This is a genomic window from Paraburkholderia sp. UCT70 (assembly GCF_050434085.1).
Lineage (GTDB): Bacteria > Pseudomonadota > Gammaproteobacteria > Burkholderiales > Burkholderiaceae > Paraburkholderia > Paraburkholderia tuberum.
Map to the genome: position 1 here is coordinate 3,653,529 of NZ_JBNPVZ010000004.1, position 17,456 is coordinate 3,670,984.

14 protein-coding genes are annotated in these 17,456 nt (G+C 64.5%); 10 read left to right on the plus strand and 4 right to left on the minus strand.

From position 1 onward, the window contains the following. Positions 1-115 precede the first annotated feature (115 nt). The gene (locus OKW41_RS42615) at positions 116-1,711 is read left to right on the plus strand and encodes an MDR family MFS transporter (protein ID WP_429453256.1); all 1,596 of its coding nucleotides are present in this window, start codon (positions 116-118) and stop codon (positions 1,709-1,711) included. A 30-nt stretch (positions 1,712-1,741) separates the two neighbouring features. Further along, complete coding sequence (locus OKW41_RS42620) at positions 1,742-2,242, plus strand: MarR family winged helix-turn-helix transcriptional regulator (RefSeq protein ID WP_429576559.1); 501 nt, start codon at positions 1,742-1,744, stop codon at positions 2,240-2,242. A 105-nt stretch (positions 2,243-2,347) separates the two neighbouring features. Here the strand turns inward: OKW41_RS42620 and OKW41_RS42625 are convergent, their stop codons facing one another. After that, positions 2,348-3,625, minus strand: coding sequence for an amino acid deaminase (locus OKW41_RS42625; RefSeq protein WP_429576135.1), 1,278 nt, complete (start codon positions 3,623-3,625; stop codon positions 2,348-2,350). A gap of 155 nt (positions 3,626-3,780) precedes the next feature. Here OKW41_RS42625 and OKW41_RS42630 point away from each other — a divergent pair, with 155 nt between their 5' ends. The 3 genes from OKW41_RS42630 to OKW41_RS42640 all read left to right on the plus strand — a co-directional run bounded on the left by OKW41_RS42630 (position 3,781) and on the right by OKW41_RS42640 (position 6,614). After that, positions 3,781-4,671: a MurR/RpiR family transcriptional regulator gene (locus OKW41_RS42630; RefSeq protein ID WP_429576136.1), complete on the plus strand. Its 891-nt coding sequence runs from the start codon at positions 3,781-3,783 to the stop codon at positions 4,669-4,671. A gap of 3 nt (positions 4,672-4,674) precedes the next feature. After that, positions 4,675-6,156, plus strand: a complete 1,482-nt coding sequence (locus OKW41_RS42635; RefSeq protein ID WP_429576137.1) for an N-acyl-D-amino-acid deacylase family protein — start codon at positions 4,675-4,677, stop codon at positions 6,154-6,156. A 71-nt stretch (positions 6,157-6,227) separates the two neighbouring features. Then, entirely contained in the window at positions 6,228-6,614 is a 387-nt protein-coding gene (locus OKW41_RS42640) for a RidA family protein (protein ID WP_008923846.1), read from the plus strand. Positions 6,615-6,706: 92 nt separating this feature from the next. Here the strand turns inward: OKW41_RS42640 and queF are convergent, their stop codons facing one another. Genes queF through ilvA form a run of 3 tightly spaced genes read right to left on the minus strand, consistent with a single transcriptional unit; the run spans position 6,707 to position 10,019 of the window. Next, complete coding sequence (gene queF / locus OKW41_RS42645; protein WP_429576138.1) at positions 6,707-7,531, minus strand: NADPH-dependent 7-cyano-7-deazaguanine reductase QueF; 825 nt, start codon at positions 7,529-7,531, stop codon at positions 6,707-6,709. Next, positions 7,528-8,430, minus strand: coding sequence for a 5'-nucleotidase (locus OKW41_RS42650; protein WP_018419389.1), 903 nt, complete (start codon positions 8,428-8,430; stop codon positions 7,528-7,530). The genes queF and OKW41_RS42650 overlap by 4 nt, the downstream gene beginning before the upstream one ends. A 23-nt stretch (positions 8,431-8,453) precedes the next feature. Continuing rightward, positions 8,454-10,019 carry a threonine ammonia-lyase, biosynthetic gene (ilvA, locus tag OKW41_RS42655; RefSeq protein WP_429454595.1) on the minus strand — a complete coding sequence of 522 codons (1,566 nt, stop codon included), beginning with the start codon at positions 10,017-10,019 and terminating at the stop codon, positions 8,454-8,456. A 502-nt stretch (positions 10,020-10,521) separates the two neighbouring features. Here ilvA and OKW41_RS42660 point away from each other — a divergent pair. The 5 genes from OKW41_RS42660 to OKW41_RS42680 all read left to right on the plus strand — a co-directional run bounded on the left by OKW41_RS42660 (position 10,522) and on the right by OKW41_RS42680 (position 17,438). Continuing rightward, on the plus strand, positions 10,522-14,628 hold the full coding sequence (locus tag OKW41_RS42660; RefSeq protein WP_429576139.1) for a DUF3683 domain-containing protein: 4,107 nt from the start codon (positions 10,522-10,524) through the stop codon (positions 14,626-14,628). Positions 14,629-14,661: 33 nt separating this feature from the next. Beyond that, complete coding sequence (locus OKW41_RS42665; RefSeq protein ID WP_429576140.1) at positions 14,662-15,090, plus strand: HIT family protein; 429 nt, start codon at positions 14,662-14,664, stop codon at positions 15,088-15,090. Between the two features lie 97 nt (positions 15,091-15,187). Then, positions 15,188-15,601: a gamma-butyrobetaine hydroxylase-like domain-containing protein gene (locus tag OKW41_RS42670; protein ID WP_429576141.1), complete on the plus strand. Its 414-nt coding sequence runs from the start codon at positions 15,188-15,190 to the stop codon at positions 15,599-15,601. A 66-nt stretch (positions 15,602-15,667) separates the two neighbouring features. Beyond that, positions 15,668-16,399, plus strand: a complete 732-nt coding sequence (ubiE, locus tag OKW41_RS42675; protein ID WP_429453236.1) for a bifunctional demethylmenaquinone methyltransferase/2-methoxy-6-polyprenyl-1,4-benzoquinol methylase UbiE — start codon at positions 15,668-15,670, stop codon at positions 16,397-16,399. 37 nt (positions 16,400-16,436) lie between these two features. After that, positions 16,437-17,438, plus strand: coding sequence for a TIM44-like domain-containing protein (locus OKW41_RS42680; RefSeq protein ID WP_429576142.1), 1,002 nt, complete (start codon positions 16,437-16,439; stop codon positions 17,436-17,438). Positions 17,439-17,456: the final 18 nt, after the last annotated feature.

Below are 17,456 nucleotides of genomic sequence, written 5' to 3' on the forward strand. Positions count from 1 at the left end.
CTTGGGTACTTGGAGTCAGTCTACCGCGTTGCAAGACGCGTTCCGTCCCGCTTGGAGCGTCGCACCATGGTATGATCCCCAATCTTTTGACACGTCAACTTTTGCTCCATCAAAAATGGCTGTCCATACCGCCGCTCACCATTCGAGTGGGCAAGTCTTACCGTTCCGCGAATCCCTGCTGGCCATGCTCGGCATCTCGTTCGTCACGATGCTGGTCGCGCTCGACCAGACCGTGGTCGGCACCGCGCTGCCCACCATCGTGTCCGAACTCCGTGGCTTCGAGTTGTACGCATGGGTCGCAACCTCGTATCTGCTGACCTCGGTGATCACCGTGCCAATTTTCGGGCGGCTTGGCGATTATTACGGGCGCAAGCCGTTCGTGATTGCGTCGATCGTCGTGTTTACCGCCGCCTCGGTGCTGTGCGGCGCGGCCAACAGCATGCTGTTTCTCGTGCTCGCGCGCGGGTTGCAGGGCATTGGCGGCGGCATGCTCGTCGGCACCGCGTTCGCATGCATTCCCGATCTGTTCCCCGATTCCGTCGTGCGGCTGCGCTGGCAGGTGCTGATGAGCTCGGCGTTCGGCATCGCCAATGCGGTCGGCCCGTCGCTCGGCGGTTTTCTCACGCAGTACTACGGCTGGCGCTCGGTGTTCTATGTGAATTTGCCGGTCGGGCTGCTGTCGCTGTTTTTCGTCTGGCGTTTCCTGCCGCATCTGCGGCACGTCGAACATACCGGCAAAATGCGGCTCGACTGGCCCGGCGCGCTGCTGATCGCGATCGCGCTCGGCTCACTGCAGCTGTTCGTCGAATTGCTGCCGAAGCACGGCATCACGCTGAGCGCGTTCGCGCTGCTCGGGCTCGCCGTCGCGTCGGCCGTCACGCTGTGGAAATGGGAAAAGCGCTGCCCGACCGCGATCCTGCCCGTCGACATGTTCCGCAACCGCAGTCTGGCCGCGCTGTTCACGCTGGCCGTGCTCGGCGGCTTCACGATGTTCTCGCTGCTGTTCTACGCACCGCTGCTGTTCCAGGGCGGCTTCGGCATGTCGCCGAAAGAGGCGGGCCTCGTGATCACGCCGCTCGTCGTGTTCATCACGATCGGCAGTATCGCGAACGGGCGCGTCGTGTCGCGGGTGAAGAATCCGAACCTGATGCTGTACATCGGCTTTGCGATGGTCGCGCTGTCATGCCTTGGCATCGTCGTCGCGACCCGTTCGATGCAGCAATGGGTGCTGATGTCGTTCATGGTCGTCGGCGGCCTCGGGCTCGGCTTCGTGATGCCGAACCTGACGATCTTCGCGCAGCAGACCGCAGGCCGCGAACACCTCGGCATCGCGACCGCGCTGCTGCAGTCGCTGCGGATGATCGGTGGCATGATCGGCACGGCGCTGACCGGCACGCTCGTGACCCACATGTACAAGAGCGGTGTGCGCAATGCGCTCGAAGGCGCGGGCGCGTCGCACTGGTTCGCCGATCTCGGCGATCCGCAGATCCTGATCAACCGCGATGCGCAGACCACGCTCGTCGACCAGTTGACCCATGCTGGCCACAACGGCGCGATGTTGCTCGAAAGTGCGCGCGAGGCGCTGGTCGGGGCGATTCATCTGGGTCTCGCGATGGCCGCGGTGATCGCCGTCGTGTCGGTGTGGCAAACCCGCCGCGTGCCGCCGATCAAGCTGCAGCGCAAGCTCGAGCCGGTGATTCACGCAGACTGATTTTTGAACTTGGTGTTGGACAGGCAGATTATGGAAGAACAGGACCGCGTCGCCGTCATGCAGCAATTTGGTCGCACGTATCGGGCGTTCATGTCGGCATTCGAGGCCCAGGTGGGGCATCCGTTGCCACGCTGGCGCATTCTGCTCGCGCTGCGCGAGCAGGCCGGCGAGTCGTCGCAGAAGCGGCTCGTCGAGCGGTTGCGCGTCGATCCTGGCGCGCTCACGCGACAGCTGAAGGCGCTCGAAGGGTTGGGCTGGATCGCGCGCAGCATGGATACGCGCGATAACCGCGTGACCAACGTGCGCCTGACCGAAGCGGGCCACGCCGCGACCGAAGCGAGCCTGCCGCGTCGCAACGCGTTCTTGCACGACACGATGGCCGGGTTGCCGGATGAGGCGCTCGCGGCGTTGTCGAGCGCGCTGAAAATGTTGGAGACGCGGATCGGCGAGGTGACGGCCAACGCCGGCGCCGCGACCGTGGCCGCCGCGCCGCAGGAGACCGCTGGCGACGAGGCGGCGCAACGCGTGTGATCGTTGCTTCGCGTGTGGGGATAAAAAAGGCTGTGGGCCCAAGGGCGCACAGCCTTTTTTCTTTAGCGGAACAGATCGCGCTTCAGTCAGCGCGGCGTGGTCCGATCAGAAGAACGTCTCGATCACTTCCTTCACGCGATACTGCGGATCGACGACCAGCACCTGCTTCCACTTGTCGAACGTCAGGCACGGATGCGAGATGTCGAACGCGATCATGTCGCCCACTTTCAGATCGGCGCCGGCGGGAATCCGCAGATACGCGTGCTGATCCATCAGACCGAAGATTTCCCAGCCCTCGCTCGCGGCGATGTCGCGCGGCGCTTGCTGGCCCGGGCGATAGTGGCGCGCCGGCTCCGGCATGCCCGCGTCGAACGCGGAGTCGCGTTTGCCGAGGCCGATGATCGCGCGATCCGGCTCGGGAATGGACTGCACGTACGCCCACAATTGCAGCGCCGGCAGCAACCCTTCGCCCATTTTCTTCGCGACAGGATTGCGCTTGAAAATGTCGGTCTGCGCCTTGCGATAGATGCCGACGTCATGCGTCAGATAGCAGCCGGGACGCAGCACGACCTCGACCTTGCCGGATTGCGTCGCCTGCGCGAACTCTTCGGCGACCACGTCGTACCACGCCGATCCCGCGCCCGAGAGCACCGCCGGCGAGCGCGCGAAACGCCCCTGCTCAACAAGTTCGCGAGTGACCGCAACCGCGTCTTGCAGGAACGCGCGCACTTCGGGTTCTTCCTTCAGCACGCCTTCGTACAGTTCGACCCCCGCGAGCTTCAGCACGTCCGGATAGCGCGCGATCGCGTCCAGCACCGCGTTGCGCTGCGCTTCGTCGCGCACGCCGGTGCGTCCACCCGGCACGCCGAGTTCGAGCAGCACCTGCAGCGGCTTCTTCACTGAGGTGAAGAATTCGCCGAGTTGCTCGACGCCTTCAGCCGAATCGACGAGGCAGAAGAATTCGAAATCCGGATCGCTGAGCAATTCGGCGATCATCGTCATGTTGTGACGGCCGACCAGCTGATTCGCCATCAGGATGCGCGAGACGCCGCCGTGGTACGCCGCGCGCACCTGATGAGCGGTGGCGAGCGTGATGCCCCACGCACCGGTTTCGAGCTGACGGCGAAACAGTTGCGGCGCCATCGTGGTCTTACCGTGAGGCGCGAGCTTGACACCGTATTCGGCAACGAACGCCTGCATCCACTTCAGGTTGTGCTCGACGCGATCCTCGTACAGTACGGCAGCCGGCAGGCTGACGTCCTCGGCGAGCAGGTTCCAGTCGAGGCGCGCGGCGTCCTTCAGCTGGACGCTCGTGCCCGGAACCATGCCCAAGCCCTTGCTATAAGGATCAATCGTCGCGCCCTGATAGTTTGTAACTTTCATGTCTCCGTGCTCCATCGTCCGGGTAAATTGAGTCAGATTTGACTTTACCATGTTACGGAAAGTACGATGTCTGAAAGAATGTTATTTAGTACCATGGGTTTCGAAGGCCGCCGCAAAGGGCCGCGAAAGCCGTGCCGCGAACCCCACCGCCTGCCATGAACAGTAGCGCCGAACCGCTCGCTTTCGACATCGTCGCGCGCATTGCCGAGTGCGCACCGGAGTTGCGCTCGGCCGAACGCAAGGTCGCCGCGCTGATCCTCGACGATCTGACCGGCGCGTCGCGCGCGAGCATCGGCGCGCTGGCACAGCAGGCCGAGGTCAGCATCGCGACCGTCACGCGCTTCGCGAAGGCGGTCGGCTGCCGCGACGTGCGCGAACTCAAGCTGCGACTCGCGCAGGCGGCCGCGGTCGGTCAGCGGTTTCTCGAGCGCGACACCGCAAGCGACGCACCCGAGCCGATCGCCACGCGCGTCTTCGACGAACTGCAAACGGCGCTCGCGCACAATCATCAACTGCTGCGCCAGGCGCCGCTCGCCGAAGCGGCGACCGCGCTGCGCAATGCGCGCATGATCTACGTGTTCGGCATGGGCGGCGGCTCGACCGCGCTCGCTGACGAAATGCGTTTCAGGCTCGTGCGCCTCGGCCGCCCGGTCGCAACCTATCAGGACGGGCTGTTGCAGCGCATGGTGGCGAGCACGGTGTCGCGCGAGTGCGTCGTGATCGCGCTGTCTACCACGGGGCGCGTGCCCGAGATGGTCGAGAACTGCAAGATCGCGCGCAGCTACGGTGCGACGGTGGTCGCGCTGACGGCGCCCGCGTCGCCGCTGGCGAAGCTCGCCAACTGGCTGATCCCGATCGTCGCGTTCGAAACCGATTTCATCTACAAGCCGTCGTCGTCCCGTTACGCGATGATGATGGCGCTCGATGTGCTCGTCACCGAACTCGCCGTCAGTCAGGGCGACGAGAGCCGCGAATTGCTGCGCCGCATGAAGCACGCGCTCGACGCGCACCGCGGCGGCGGCGATCGACAACCGATAGGAGACTGATCCATGCATTCGCATCCCGAAGCCGCCGACACGCTGATCGTCGGCGCGCAACTGTACGACGGCACGGGCGCGCCGCCCGTCGAGCGCGACGTGGCGATCCGCGACGGGCGCATCGCCGCGATCGGCAATCTGTCGAACTGGCTCGCCGAAGAGGTGATCGAGGCCGAGGGGCGCGCGCTCGCGCCGGGCTTCATCGACGTACACACGCACGACGACACGCATGTGATCCGCTCGCCGCAGATGCTGCCCAAGATCACCCAGGGCGTGACGACGGTGATCGTCGGCAATTGCGGGATCAGCGCGTCGCCGGTATCGCTGAAGGGCGATCCGCCCGATCCGATGAACCTGCTCGGCGAGCGCGACGCGTTCCAGTACCCGACCTTCGCCGACTATGTGAACGCGGTGAACGCCGCGCGGCCGGCGGTGAACGTCGGCGCGCTGATCGGCCACACGGCGTTGCGCAACAACCAGATGGACCGGCTCGATCGCGCGGCGACTGCCGAGGAAATCGAGCGCATGTGCGTGCAGTTGGAGGAAGCGCTCGCGCACGGCGCGCTCGGTCTCAGCTCGGGGCTCGCATACGGTTCGGCGTTCGCCGCGCCGACCGAGGAAGTGATGGCGCTCGCCGAGCCGCTCGCGGCCGCGGGCGCGCTGTACACGACCCATATGCGCACCGAGTTCGACGCGATTCTCGACGCGATGGACGAGGCCTACCGCGTCGGTCGTCATGCGCGTGTGCCGGTCGTGATCTCGCATCTGAAGTGCGCGGGGCCGTCGAACTGGGGGCGCAGCGTCGAGGTGCTGAAGTCGCTCGAAGGCGCGCGCGGCGGGCAGCCGGTCGGTTGCGACTGCTATCCGTACAACCGCAGCTCGTCGACGCTTGATCTGAAGCAGGTGACAGGCGACATCGACATCACGATCACGTGGTCCGAGCCGCATCCGGAAATGGCGGGCAAGCTGATCAAGGAAGTCGCGGCCGAATGGGGCGTCTCGCAGCAGGAGGCGGGCAAGCGCCTGCAGCCGGCCGGCGCGGTCTATCACAACATGTCCGAAGACGACGTGCGCCGCATCCTGTCGCATCCGGCGACGATGGTCGGTTCCGACGGCCTGCCGAACGATCCGCTGCCGCATCCGCGGCTGTGGGGCGCGTTTCCGCGCGTGCTCGGTCACTATGCGCGCGATGCCGCTTTGCTGCCGCTCGAGGAAGCGGTGCGCAAGATGACGAGCCTGTCCGCGCGTCGCTTCGGACTCGCGCAACGCGGCGAAGTGCATATCGGCTATCACGCCGACCTCGTGCTGTTCGATCCGGCGAAAGTGCATGACGTGGCGACGTTCGACAAGCCCCAGCAGCCCGCTGCCGGCATCGACGCGGTGTGGGTCAACGGCGTGCTGTCGTATCGCGATGGCGCGGTGACGGGCGAGCGGGCTGGCCGGTTCGTCACGCGCGGCGCGCCGTCGAAGGGCGATGCGCAGGGCGCGTTCTGATTTTTTATCGATTGATGGCGGCGCGCGCGGCGAGGGCGTCGCGCGTGCCCGACTTTTTAAGGAGTGTGACGATGAAGCGATATGGCGTGGAAGGCGGAAAGGGAACGGGCGGTCAGGTGATGCCGTTCGCGCGCGCGGTCGAGGCGGACGGCTGGCTGTTCGTGTCGGGCCAGACGCCGATGGAAAACGGCGAAGTGATCAACGGCGGCATCGTCGAGCAATCGCACAAGGCGATCCAGAACGTGTTCGCGATCCTGAAGGAAGCGGGCTATGGCGCCGAGCACGTCGTGCGTTGCGGCGTGTGGCTCGACGATCCGCGCGACTTCGCGTCGTTCAACAAGGTGTTTCGCGAGTATTTTGGCGAGAATCCGCCGGCGCGCGCGTGCGTGGTGTCGTCGATGGTGATCGACTGCAAGGTCGAGGTGGATTGCGTCGCTTATAAGAAGCCGGCGGCCTGATCGCTTTGATGGCTTTCATGTGACGAGGGCGCCGCAGGTCGTGATGGCCTGCGGCGCCCTCGTCGCGTTTACCGCTGTTTTTTGTGTTGGAGTTACTGCCGCGCGAGCCGCATGTTGTCCGGCATCGGCAGGTTGTAGTTGGTGCGGAACGGGTTGATGTCGAGCCCGCCGCGGCGCGTGTAGCGCGCATACACGGCGAGCTTCAGCGGTTTGCACATCTTCATGATGTCGACGAAGATTCGCTCGACGCATTGCTCATGAAACCCGGTGTGATTGCGGTACGAGATGATGTATCGCAAGAGGCCCGCGTGATCGATCTGCGGGCCGGCGTAGTGGATCTGCACGCTGCCCCAGTCCGGCTGACCGGTCACCGGGCAGTTCGACTTCAGCAGGTTCGAGAACAGCGTTTCCGCGACCGGCGCTTCGTCGCGCGCCGCGCTCAAAAGTGACGCGTCCGGCTGATAGACGCTCGCCTCGAGTTCGAGCCGGTCGAGCGACAGACCGTCGAATTCTTCCATTTTCAGCTTGCCGAATTCGTGCGGTGTGCTCAGATGTACCGACACGGTCGCGCCGCACGACGCGGACACGTCGCGCCTGATCGTGTCGCGCACGCTCTCGGCCGAGTCGAACGCAGTCTGCGCGAACGAGCCCAGATACAGCTTGAACGATTTCGACTCGACGATGTTCGGCGAGTCGGCCGGCACGAAGAACGTCGCGACGGCGATCTGCGGCTTGCCGCGCGCGTTCAGCCACGACAGCTCGTAGGCGTTCCAGATGTCGGTGCCGAAAAACGGCAGTCGCGCGGTAATGCCGATCGCCTCGCGCGCATTGCTGCGCGCAATCGGAAACAGCAGCGTCGGATCGTATTGTTCGGTGTAAGTCGAGGACTTGCCGAGCGGGGATTGTTCGGGTGTCATGATGCGTTCACGATGCCACTCAGCACGTGCCCGGTCGCGGTTACGACGCGGGCCGATTCGCAGTGGCCGATCTGGTCGTCGAAGAAAAAGTCGGGCTCGAACTCGCGCAGAAATGCGCTTTTGTCGAGGCCGCCGAGGAACATCGCTTCGTCGATTTCGATGTTCCATGCCATCAGGGTGCGGATCGCGCGCTCATGCGCGGGAGCCGAGCGCGCCGTCACCAGCGCCGTGCGAATGCGCATCGGCGCCGCCGCGTCCGCGAGTTTTTGCAGCCGGTGCAGTGCTTCGAGCAGCGGTTTGAGCGGACCGTCCGCGAGCGGCAGATGTTTGTTGTCGATCTCGTGACCGACGAACGCGCGCAGGCCGTCTTGCTGGAAGATGCGTTCCGCTTCGTCGGAAAACAAGACCGCGTCGCCGTCGAAGGCAATGCGGATTTCGTCCGGGTACTTGCTCGCCATCTTCGCCGATTCCGGCAACACGCGTGCGGCTGGGAAGCCAGCGGCGAGCGCATCGCGCACGTCCTGCTGATTCGCCGACAAAAACAGCGAAGCGTTCAACGGCTTCAGATAACCGAACGGCGCGCGGCCGCGCGTGAACACGCCGCGCTCGATCGCGAGCCCGTGTTCGCGGCAGGAATGAAACGCGCGCAGACCGCTGATCGGATCGCTGCGCGACAGGATCACCACTTCGACGCGATGACCGCCGGCGTTCAGCGCAAGCAGCTTGCGGATCAGCGGAAACGCGACGCCCGGTTTCGCGGGCACGTTCAGACGCTCGCGCTGCAACGCTTCGTAAGCCTTCAGGTCGCCGGCCTCGTAGACACGGTTCTCTTCCTCGAAGTCGAACAGTGCGCGCGACGAGATTGCGACCACCAGTTTGTCGACGAGCGAAAGCGCCATCGTTGCGTTCCGGTTCGAAGAGATCAGGCGAGGAAGAGACGATAGACGGGATTTTTCGTCTCTTCCCAGCACGGATAGCCGAGCGTTTCGATGAAGCGCTCGAACGCCGCGTGGTCGCTCCCGGGCACCTGAATGCCGACCAGAATCGAGCTGTAGTCCGCGCCCTGGTTGCGGTAGTGGAACAGGCTGATGTTCCAGTTCGGCGCCATCGACGACAGGAATTTCATCAGCGCGCCCGGACGTTCCGGAAACTCGAAGCGAAACAGTCGTTCGTCGCGCGCGAGCGGCGAGCGGCCGCCGACCATGTAGCGGATGTGCTGCTTCGACAGTTCGTCGAAGGTCAGGTCGACGGTGGCAAAACCGTGCGCTTCGAAGGCGCCGGCGATCTGCGCCGATTCGCTGCGATTGCGGATCTGCACGCCGACGAAAATATGCGCCGAGTTCGCGTCGGCGATCCGGTAGTTGAACTCGGTGACGCTGCGCGTGCCGAGCAGCTCGCAGAAGCGCTTGAAGCTGCCGCGCTCTTCGGGAATCGTCACCGCGAAGACCGCTTCGCGCGCTTCGCCCACTTCCGCGCGTTCGGCGACGAAGCGCATGCGGTCGAAGTTCATGTTCGCGCCCGACGTGATCGCGATCAGCGTCTGGTTCTCGATGCCTTCCCGTTCGGCATACTGCTTGGCGCCGGCCACCGCGAGCGAGCCCGCCGGTTCGAGCACGCTGCGCGTGTCCTGGAACACGTCCTTGATCGCGGCGCACAGCGCATCGGTGTTCACGAGCAGCACTTCGTCGAGATATTCGCGGCACAGACGGAAGGTTTCTTCGCCGACGAGCTTCACCGCGGTGCCGTCGGAGAACAGGCCCACTTCGTTCAGCGTCACGCGCTCGCCCGCCTTCAACGACGCGGCCATCGCGCATGAATCGTCGGTCTGCACGCCGATCACCTTGATCTCGGGGCGTACCGATTTCACGTATGCGGCGACACCGGCCGCGAGACCGCCGCCGCCGATCGGCACGAAGATCGCGTGAATCGGCCCCTGGTGCTGGCTGAGGATTTCCATCGCGACGGTGCCCTGGCCGGCGATCACGTAGGGGTCATCAAACGGATGCACGAAGGTCAGGCCGCGCTCTTCCCGCAGCTTGACCGCGTGACCATAGGCGTCGCTATACGACTCACCGAACTGCACGACCTCGACGGTCGGCCCGCCGTGCGTGCGGATCGCGTCGACCTTGAGCTGCGGCGTCGTCACCGGCACGACGATGATCGCCTTCACGCCCATGCGTGCCGCCGATAACGCCACGCCCTGCGCATGATTGCCCGCCGACGCGGTGATCACGCCGCGACTGAGCGCCTCGGCCGGAATATGCGCCATCTTGTTGTATGCGCCGCGCAGCTTGAACGAGAACACCGGCTGGTTGTCCTCGCGCTTCAGATAGACCGGGTTGCGCAGCCGCGCCGACAGGTTCGGCGCGCGTTCGAGTTCGGTCTCGCGCGCCACGTCGTAGACGCGCGCGGTCAGGGTCTTTTTCAGGTAGTCGTGGGAAGCCATGCGGGTGGCGCGGTGCGCTGTGTAAAACGGGAAGACGTCAATGATAGCGCCAACGGTGCCCGCTCTGGCCGTTGCGCGCGCTCCGCGGACGGGTGCCGTGCACTTAACCGGGCCGTATCGGAATCGCGCGATCGAAGCTCGCCCAACCGTCCGGCCGGTCAATGGACGGTATGCGAAAACGCCGCCGGATTCATCGCCAAAACCTCCGAACCCCCGCCGCCGCCCGATTCCCACCGTCAACGCGTGGCGGAATGATGCGGTAGAATTTCGCTTTGGAATAAGGATCGGAAGATGCACTGGCAGCCTCGGATCGCCCATTTAATGCCCGTCCCGCGCGAATCCTGCCCCGCGGCGGAACGGCATGTCCGCCACGCGCGATCGTGTAGCTGTCTCTGAGTGCCGCGAAGCGACCGCCGTGAGTTGGCCGCCGGTCGTGCTCGCTCCCCTTGAAGCACTAGAAGATTTCAAGCATTGCGCCCCACGCGCATTGTCCGCCGACGCCTCGTGACGAGTGCGCCAGGCTGACCTACCGAGTCGTCCAACCATGAACGCACCTCAAGTTTTCGATCCGCACGGCGCCGCCGGCGCGGTGGCCGCCGATCCCGAAGCGCGTCTGCGCGAAATTCCCTACAACTACACGTCGTTCTCCGACCGCGAAATCGTCATCCGCCTGCTCGGCAACGACGCCTGGGACGCGCTCGCCGTACTGCGCGCCGAACGCCGTACCGGCCGCTCGGCGCGCATGCTGTACGAAGTGCTCGGCGATATCTGGGTCGTGCGTCGCAATCCGTATCTGCAGGACGACCTGCTCGACAACCCGAAGCGCCGCGCGCTTCTGATCGAGGCGCTCAATCACCGTCTCGCCGAAATCGAGAAGCGCCGCCGCGCCGATCTGCGCGACCACGGCGACGAAGCCGGCGTCGAGCGCGCCGCGCGCGTCGAAAAGCTGGTGCAGGCCGCGCGCCGCGCGATCGACGAGTTCGCCAGCGAATTCCAGCAGACCTACGACCTGCGCCGCCGTTCCACGCGCGTGCTCGGCAAGGTCACGCAGAAAGACAACATCAAGTTCGACGGCCTGTCGCGCGTCTCGCACGTGACCGACGCGACCGACTGGCGCGTCGAATACCCGTTCGTCGTGCTGACGCCGGACTCCGAGGCCGAAATCGCCGGCATGATCAAGGCCTGCTTCGAACTCGGGCTGACGGTGATTCCGCGCGGCGGCGGCACCGGCTACACGGGCGGCGCGGTGCCGCTCACGCCGTTCTCGGCCGTCATCAACACCGAAAAGCTCGAACAGCTCGGCCCGGTCGAAATGACCCAGCTGCCGGGCGTCGATCGCAAGGTCGCGACGATTTTCTCGGGCGCGGGCGTCGTCACGCGCCGCGTGACCGAAGCGGCCGAGCAGACCGGCTTCGTGTTCGCGGTCGACCCGACCTCGCTCGACGCGTCCTGCGTCGGCGGCAACGTCGCGATGAACGCGGGTGGCAAGAAGGCGGTGCTGTGGGGCACGGCGCTCGACAACCTCGCGTGGTGGCGCATGGTCGACCCGGAAGGGAACTGGCTCGAAGTCGCGCGTCTCGAGCACAACATGGGCAAGATCCACGACATCGAAGTCGCGCGTTTCGAGCTCAAATGGTTCGACGGCAACTACGCGCCGGGCGAGAAGCTGCTGCGCACCGAAGCGCTGGACATCAAGGGCCGCGTGTTCCGCAAGGAAGGCCTCGGCAAGGACGTCACCGACAAATTCCTCGCCGGTCTGCCGGGCGTGCAGAAGGAAGGCTGCGACGGCCTCATCACGTCCGCGCGCTGGGTGCTGCACAAGATGCCCGCGCATACGCGCACCGTCTGTCTCGAGTTCTTCGGCCAGGCGCGCGAGGCGATTCCGAGCATCGTCGAGATCAAGGACTATCTGTTCGAGACGTCGCGCCAGGGCGGCGCGATTCTCGCGGGTCTCGAGCATCTTGACGAGCGCTATCTGCGCGCGGTGGGCTATGCGACCAAGAGCAAACGCAACGCGTTCCCGAAGATGGTGCTGATCGGCGATATCGTCGGTAACGACGCGGACGCGGTCGCGCAGGCCACCTCGGAAGTCGTGCGCATGGCCAATGGCAAGAGCGGCGAAGGCTTCGTCGCCGTCAGCGCCGAGGCCCGCAAGCGCTTCTGGCTCGATCGCAGCCGTACGGCCGCGATCGCAAAGCACACCAACGCGTTCAAGATCAACGAAGACGTCGTGATTCCGCTCGACCGCATGGGCGAATATACGGACGGCATCGAGCGCATCAACATCGAGCTGTCGCTGAAGAACAAGCTGCAACTGGTCGACGCGCTCGAAGTGTTCTTCAAGGGCGGCAAGCTGCCGCTCGGCAGGAGCGACGACGCGAACGAAATCCCGAGCGCCGAGCTGCTCGAAGACCGCGTGCAGCAGGCGCTCGATCTACTCGCGCGTGTGCGCACGCGCTGGCAATTCGTGCGCGGCAAGCTCGACCTGTCGCTGCGCGAGGCGCAGCACTACCTGGTCGGCCTCGGCTACGAATCGCTCGCCGAAAAGTTCGCCGATCGCGTCGACGCGCAACCCGACGCAACCGTGTTCCACCTCGCGCAGGACCGCACGATTCGCGTGTCGTGGAAGCAGGAAATCCGCGCCGAATTGCGGCAGATTTTCAACGGCGGCGAGTTCGAGCCGATCCTCGACGAAGCCCAGGCGATCCACAAGCAGGTGCTGCGCGGGCGCGTGTTCGTCGCGCTGCACATGCACGCGGGCGACGGCAACGTCCACACGAACCTGCCGGTCAACTCCGATAACTACGAGATGCTGCAGGACGCGCACACGGCGGTCGCGCGCATCATGAAGCTCGCGCGTTCGCTCGACGGTGTGATCTCCGGCGAGCACGGCATCGGCATCACGAAGCTCGAATTCCTGACCGACGACGAGATCGGCGAATTCCGCAAGTACAAGCAGCGCGTCGATCCGCATGGCCGCTTCAACGCGGGCAAGCTGCTCGAAGGCGCGGACCTGCGCAACGCGTACACGCCGAGCTTCGGCCTGATGGGCTACGAATCGCTGATCATGCAGCAGTCCGATATCGGCGCGATTTCCGAGTCGATCAAGGACTGTCTGCGCTGCGGCAAGTGCAAGCCCGTCTGCGCGACCCACGTGCCGCGCGCGAACCTGCTGTACAGCCCGCGCAACAAGATTCTCGCCACGTCCTTGCTGGTCGAGGCATTCCTGTACGAAGAGCAGACGCGCCGCGGCGTGTCGATCAAGCACTGGGACGAGTTCAACGACGTCGCCGATCACTGCACTGTCTGCCACAAGTGCGTGACGCCGTGCCCGGTGAAGATCGACTTCGGCGACGTGACGATGAACATGCGCAACCTGTTGCGCAAGATGGGCAAGAAGAAGTTCAACCCGGGCAACGCCGCGGGCATGTTTTTCCTGAACGCGACCAACCCGCAGACCATCAACCTCGCGCGCACCGCGATGATGGGCGTCGGCTACAAGGCGCAGCGCCTCGGCAATGAAGTGCTGAAGAAGTTCGCGAAGAAGCAGACCGCGCATCCGCCCGCCACGGTCGGCAAGCCGGTGATCACGCAGCAGGTGATCCACTTCATGAACAAGAAGATGCCGGGCAACCTGCCGAAGAAGACCGCGCGCGCCTTGCTCGATATCGAGGACAACAAGATCGTCCCGATCATCCGCAATCCGAAGACGACCACCGCCGACACCGAAGCGGTGTTCTACTTCCCGGGCTGCGGCTCCGAGCGGCTGTTCTCGCAGGTTGGTCTCGCGACCCAGGCAATGCTGTGGGAGGCGGGCGTGCAGACCGTGCTGCCGCCGGGCTACCTGTGCTGTGGCTATCCGCAGCGCGGCTCGGGCCAGTACGACAAAGCCGAGCAGATCGTCACCGACAACCGCGTGCTGTTCCACCGCGTCGCCAATACGCTGAACTACCTCGACATCAAGACGGTGGTGGTGTCGTGCGGCACGTGCTACGACCAGCTCGCCGGTTACGAATTCGAAAAGATCTTCCCGGGCTGCCGGATCATCGACATCCACGAGTATCTGCTGGAAAAAGGCATCAAGCTCGATGGCGTGAACGGCGTGCGCTACATGTACCACGACCCGTGCCATTCGCCGATCAAGACGATGGACCCGGTCAAGCTCGTCAATCAGCTGATGGGTTCGGAGCAGGACGGCTACAAGATCGAGAAGAACGACCGCTGCTGCGGCGAATCGGGCACGCTCGCGGTCACGCGTCCCGACATCTCGACTCAGGTGCGCTTCCGCAAGGAAGAAGAGATCCGCAAGGGCGCGGCGAAGCTGCGCGGCATTCCTCTCGTCGCCGAAGCGGGCGCGAACGCGATCAATCCGGCCAATGCATCGGCCGGCGCCGCGGGCGCGCCGAACGGTTCGGTGCTGAAGGCCGGCGACGGTCCGCAGCCCAATTCCGGAAACGCGGGCGCGACCGACGTGAAGATCCTCACGAGTTGCCCGTCGTGCCTGCAAGGGCTGTCGCGCTACAACGAAGACGCGGGTACCGAGGCGGACTACATCGTGGTCGAGATGGCACGTCACGTGCTGGGCGAAAACTGGATGGCGGACTACGTTCAACGGGCGAACAATGGCGGAATCGAGCGCGTGCTGGTTTAATGGCACGACCAAGGATTTTTGCCGAGGACGACGATGGACTGCGTTTTTTGCCGTGAAGACGGCGGCGATGTGCTGTGGCAGGACGACTCGCTCCGAGTCGTCCTCGCCGACGAACACGACTACCCGGGCTTTTGCCGGGTCATCTGGAACGCTCACGTCGCCGAGTTTTCGGATCTTTCTGCCGACGAGCGCGATCACGTGATGAAGGCCGTGTACGCGGTCGAGCGTGCGCAGCGACGCGTGATGCAGCCCGCGAAGGTCAATCTCGCGAGCCTCGGCAACCAGGTGCCGCACGTGCACTGGCACGTGATTCCGCGTTTCTCGAACGACGCGCATTTCCCCCTGCCGATCTGGGCGCCGCGCCAGCGCACGGTGTCCGAAGCGATGTTGTCGTCGCGCCGCGCGCAAGCCACGCTGCTGCGCGAAGCCGTGCGGCAGGAAATCGAACAGGTGCTGGGCTGAGCGTCGCTGAACCCGTCGCCGCGTATCGCCGGACTGCCGTCGGCGTGCGAGGCGGCCAATCCGACGTTATCACCCGCCGTTATCTGATGAGGCCAACATGAGCGGATTGACTCCCGAGACGCCGGTGCCGACAGGCGTGATCGTGCATTCGAAGTCGCGCGTGCTCGAACTGCAGTACGCGAACGGCGAAGCGTATCGCCTGCCGTTCGAACTGCTGCGCGTATATTCGCCGTCGGCGGAAGTGATGGGCCACGGGCCCGGCCAGGAAACCCTGCAGACCGGCAAGCGCGACGTGACGATCACGATGATCGAAGGCGTCGGCAATTACGCGCTGCAACCGACCTTCTCCGATGGACACGCCACCGGCATCTACTCGTGGGACCTGCTGTACGACATGGCCGTGCGTCAGGATGAACTCTGGCGCGCGTATCTCGCCAAACTGGCAGCGGCCGGCATCGACCGCGACACGCCGATGGTGCCCGCCGCGGCTGCGCACGGGCACTGTCACTGATACGATTCGCCCCCGAACGCCGCTCGAGCGGCGCAACATTCAAGAACACGCGAAAGGACGAGCGCGATGAGCAAAACCCACTTCGGCTTTCAATCGGTCGACGAACAGGACAAGGCGCAGAAGGTGGCGGGGGTGTTCCACTCGGTGGCCGCCAACTACGACCTGATGAACGACCTGATGTCGGGCGGATTGCACCGGGCGTGGAAGGTGTTCACGATCGCCCAGGCGAACGTGCGGCCGGGCTACAAGGTGCTCGACATCGCGGGCGGCACGGGCGACCTGTCGAAAGCATTCGCGAAACAGGCGGGCGAAACGGGCGAGGTCTGGCATACCGACATCAATGAATCGATGCTGCGCGTGGGCCGCGACCGGCTGCTCGACAAGGGCATCATCACGCCGACGCTGCTGTGCGATGCCGAGAAAATCCCGTTTCCGGACAACTACTTCGACGTCGTGACGGTCGCGTTCGGCTTGCGCAACATGACACATAAGGACATCGCGCTCGCCGAGATGCGTCGTGTGCTGAAACCGGCCGGGCGGCTGCTCGTGCTCGAGTTCTCGAAGGTATGGGATCCGCTGAAGAAGGTCTACGATCTGTATTCGTTCAAGGTGTTGCCGTGGCTCGGCGAGCGCTTCGCCAAGGACGCGGAAAGCTACCAGTACCTGGCGGAATCGATCCGCATGCATCCGGACCAGCAAACTTTGAAAACTATGATGGAACAAGCTGGTCTCGACGGCGTCAAATATTACAATTTGTCAGCTGGCGTGGTAGCTTTGCATGTGGGGATCAAATACTAGAGTCCCTAACCCATCGATTTTTAAAGGAAAGTGCGAAATGTCCGTTTCGAATTTGTTATCTACTCGTAAGGTTAAGGGGGCGCTGGCGAGAAGAATCGGACTGATCGCGATGGTCGGTCTGCTGATGGCCGGCACTCTTGCCTCTCTCGACGCCGAAGCACGCCGCATGGGCGGAGGCCGCAGCTTCGGCCGTCAATCGAACAGTCTGCAGCAGCAGCGCCAGACGCCGCCGCCGTCCCAGCCGGCGCAGAACAATCAGGCCACGCAGCAAAGCGCGCAGCCGGCGCCTGCGACTAAGCCCACGCCGCCCGGCGCACCGAACCGCAATCGCTGGCTCGGGCCAATCGCCGGTCTCGCGGCCGGTCTCGGCATCGCCGCATTGCTGTCGCATTTCGGGCTCGGCGAGGCGTTCGCCGGCATGCTCGCGAACGTGATCGTGATCGCGTTGATCGCAATTGTGGTGATCTGGCTCATCCGCCGCTTCACCGGCCGTAAGCGCGATGCGGCGCAGCCTGCCTACGCGGGCACGGCGCCGTCGCTGAACACGAAAGGCACTGACTATATTCAGGAGCCGCGTTACACGGCGCCGCCCACCGGCTCGTATCTCGAACCGCAGGGCAACCCGTTGACCACGCCATCGCTCGGCGCGACGCCGTCGGTGCCGGCCGGCTTCGATTCGGAAGCGTTTCTGCGTAACGCGAAGGTGTACTTCGTGCGCCTGCAGGCCGCGTGGGACGTCGGCAACGTCGAGGACATCCGCGAATTCACGACGCCGGAAATGTTCGCCGAAGTGCGCGTCGATCTCGCGTCGCGCGGCACGCAGCCGACCCAGACCGACGTCGTGCAGTTGAACGCCGAGCTGCTCGGCGTCGAGGAGCGCGCGAACGAATACTTCGCGAGCGTGCGCTTCTCCGGTTTGATCCGCGAGGAGCCGGGCGCGGCGGCCGAGCCGTTCGTCGAAGTCTGGAATCTGACGAAGGCGAACCGCACTGGCGAAGGCTGGCTGCTTGCCGGCATCCAGCAGGTCGAGCAACACTGACATGCCGAAGCATCGAGT

What these genes read in the sequence shown, in the direction of transcription:
- OKW41_RS42615 (WP_429453256.1), top strand. Translation starts at nt 116, where the DNA reads ATGGCTGTCCATACCGCCGCTCACCATTCGAGTGGGCAAGTCTTACCG.
- OKW41_RS42640 (WP_008923846.1), top strand. Translation starts at nt 6,228, where the DNA reads ATGAAGCGATATGGCGTGGAAGGCGGAAAGGGAACGGGCGGTCAGGTG.
- OKW41_RS42625 (WP_429576135.1), bottom strand. Translation starts at nt 3,625, where the DNA reads ATGAAAGTTACAAACTATCAGGGCGCGACGATTGATCCTTATAGCAAG.
- OKW41_RS42680 (WP_429576142.1), top strand. Translation starts at nt 16,437, where the DNA reads ATGTCCGTTTCGAATTTGTTATCTACTCGTAAGGTTAAGGGGGCGCTG.
- queF (WP_429576138.1), bottom strand. Translation starts at nt 7,531, where the DNA reads ATGACACCCGAACAATCCCCGCTCGGCAAGTCCTCGACTTACACCGAA.
- OKW41_RS42635 (WP_429576137.1), top strand. Translation starts at nt 4,675, where the DNA reads ATGCATTCGCATCCCGAAGCCGCCGACACGCTGATCGTCGGCGCGCAA.
- OKW41_RS42670 (WP_429576141.1), top strand. Translation starts at nt 15,188, where the DNA reads ATGAGCGGATTGACTCCCGAGACGCCGGTGCCGACAGGCGTGATCGTG.
- OKW41_RS42630 (WP_429576136.1), top strand. Translation starts at nt 3,781, where the DNA reads ATGAACAGTAGCGCCGAACCGCTCGCTTTCGACATCGTCGCGCGCATT.
- ubiE (WP_429453236.1), top strand. Translation starts at nt 15,668, where the DNA reads ATGAGCAAAACCCACTTCGGCTTTCAATCGGTCGACGAACAGGACAAG.
- OKW41_RS42620 (WP_429576559.1), top strand. Translation starts at nt 1,742, where the DNA reads ATGGAAGAACAGGACCGCGTCGCCGTCATGCAGCAATTTGGTCGCACG.
- OKW41_RS42660 (WP_429576139.1), top strand. Translation starts at nt 10,522, where the DNA reads ATGAACGCACCTCAAGTTTTCGATCCGCACGGCGCCGCCGGCGCGGTG.
- OKW41_RS42665 (WP_429576140.1), top strand. Translation starts at nt 14,662, where the DNA reads ATGGACTGCGTTTTTTGCCGTGAAGACGGCGGCGATGTGCTGTGGCAG.
- OKW41_RS42650 (WP_018419389.1), bottom strand. Translation starts at nt 8,430, where the DNA reads ATGGCGCTTTCGCTCGTCGACAAACTGGTGGTCGCAATCTCGTCGCGC.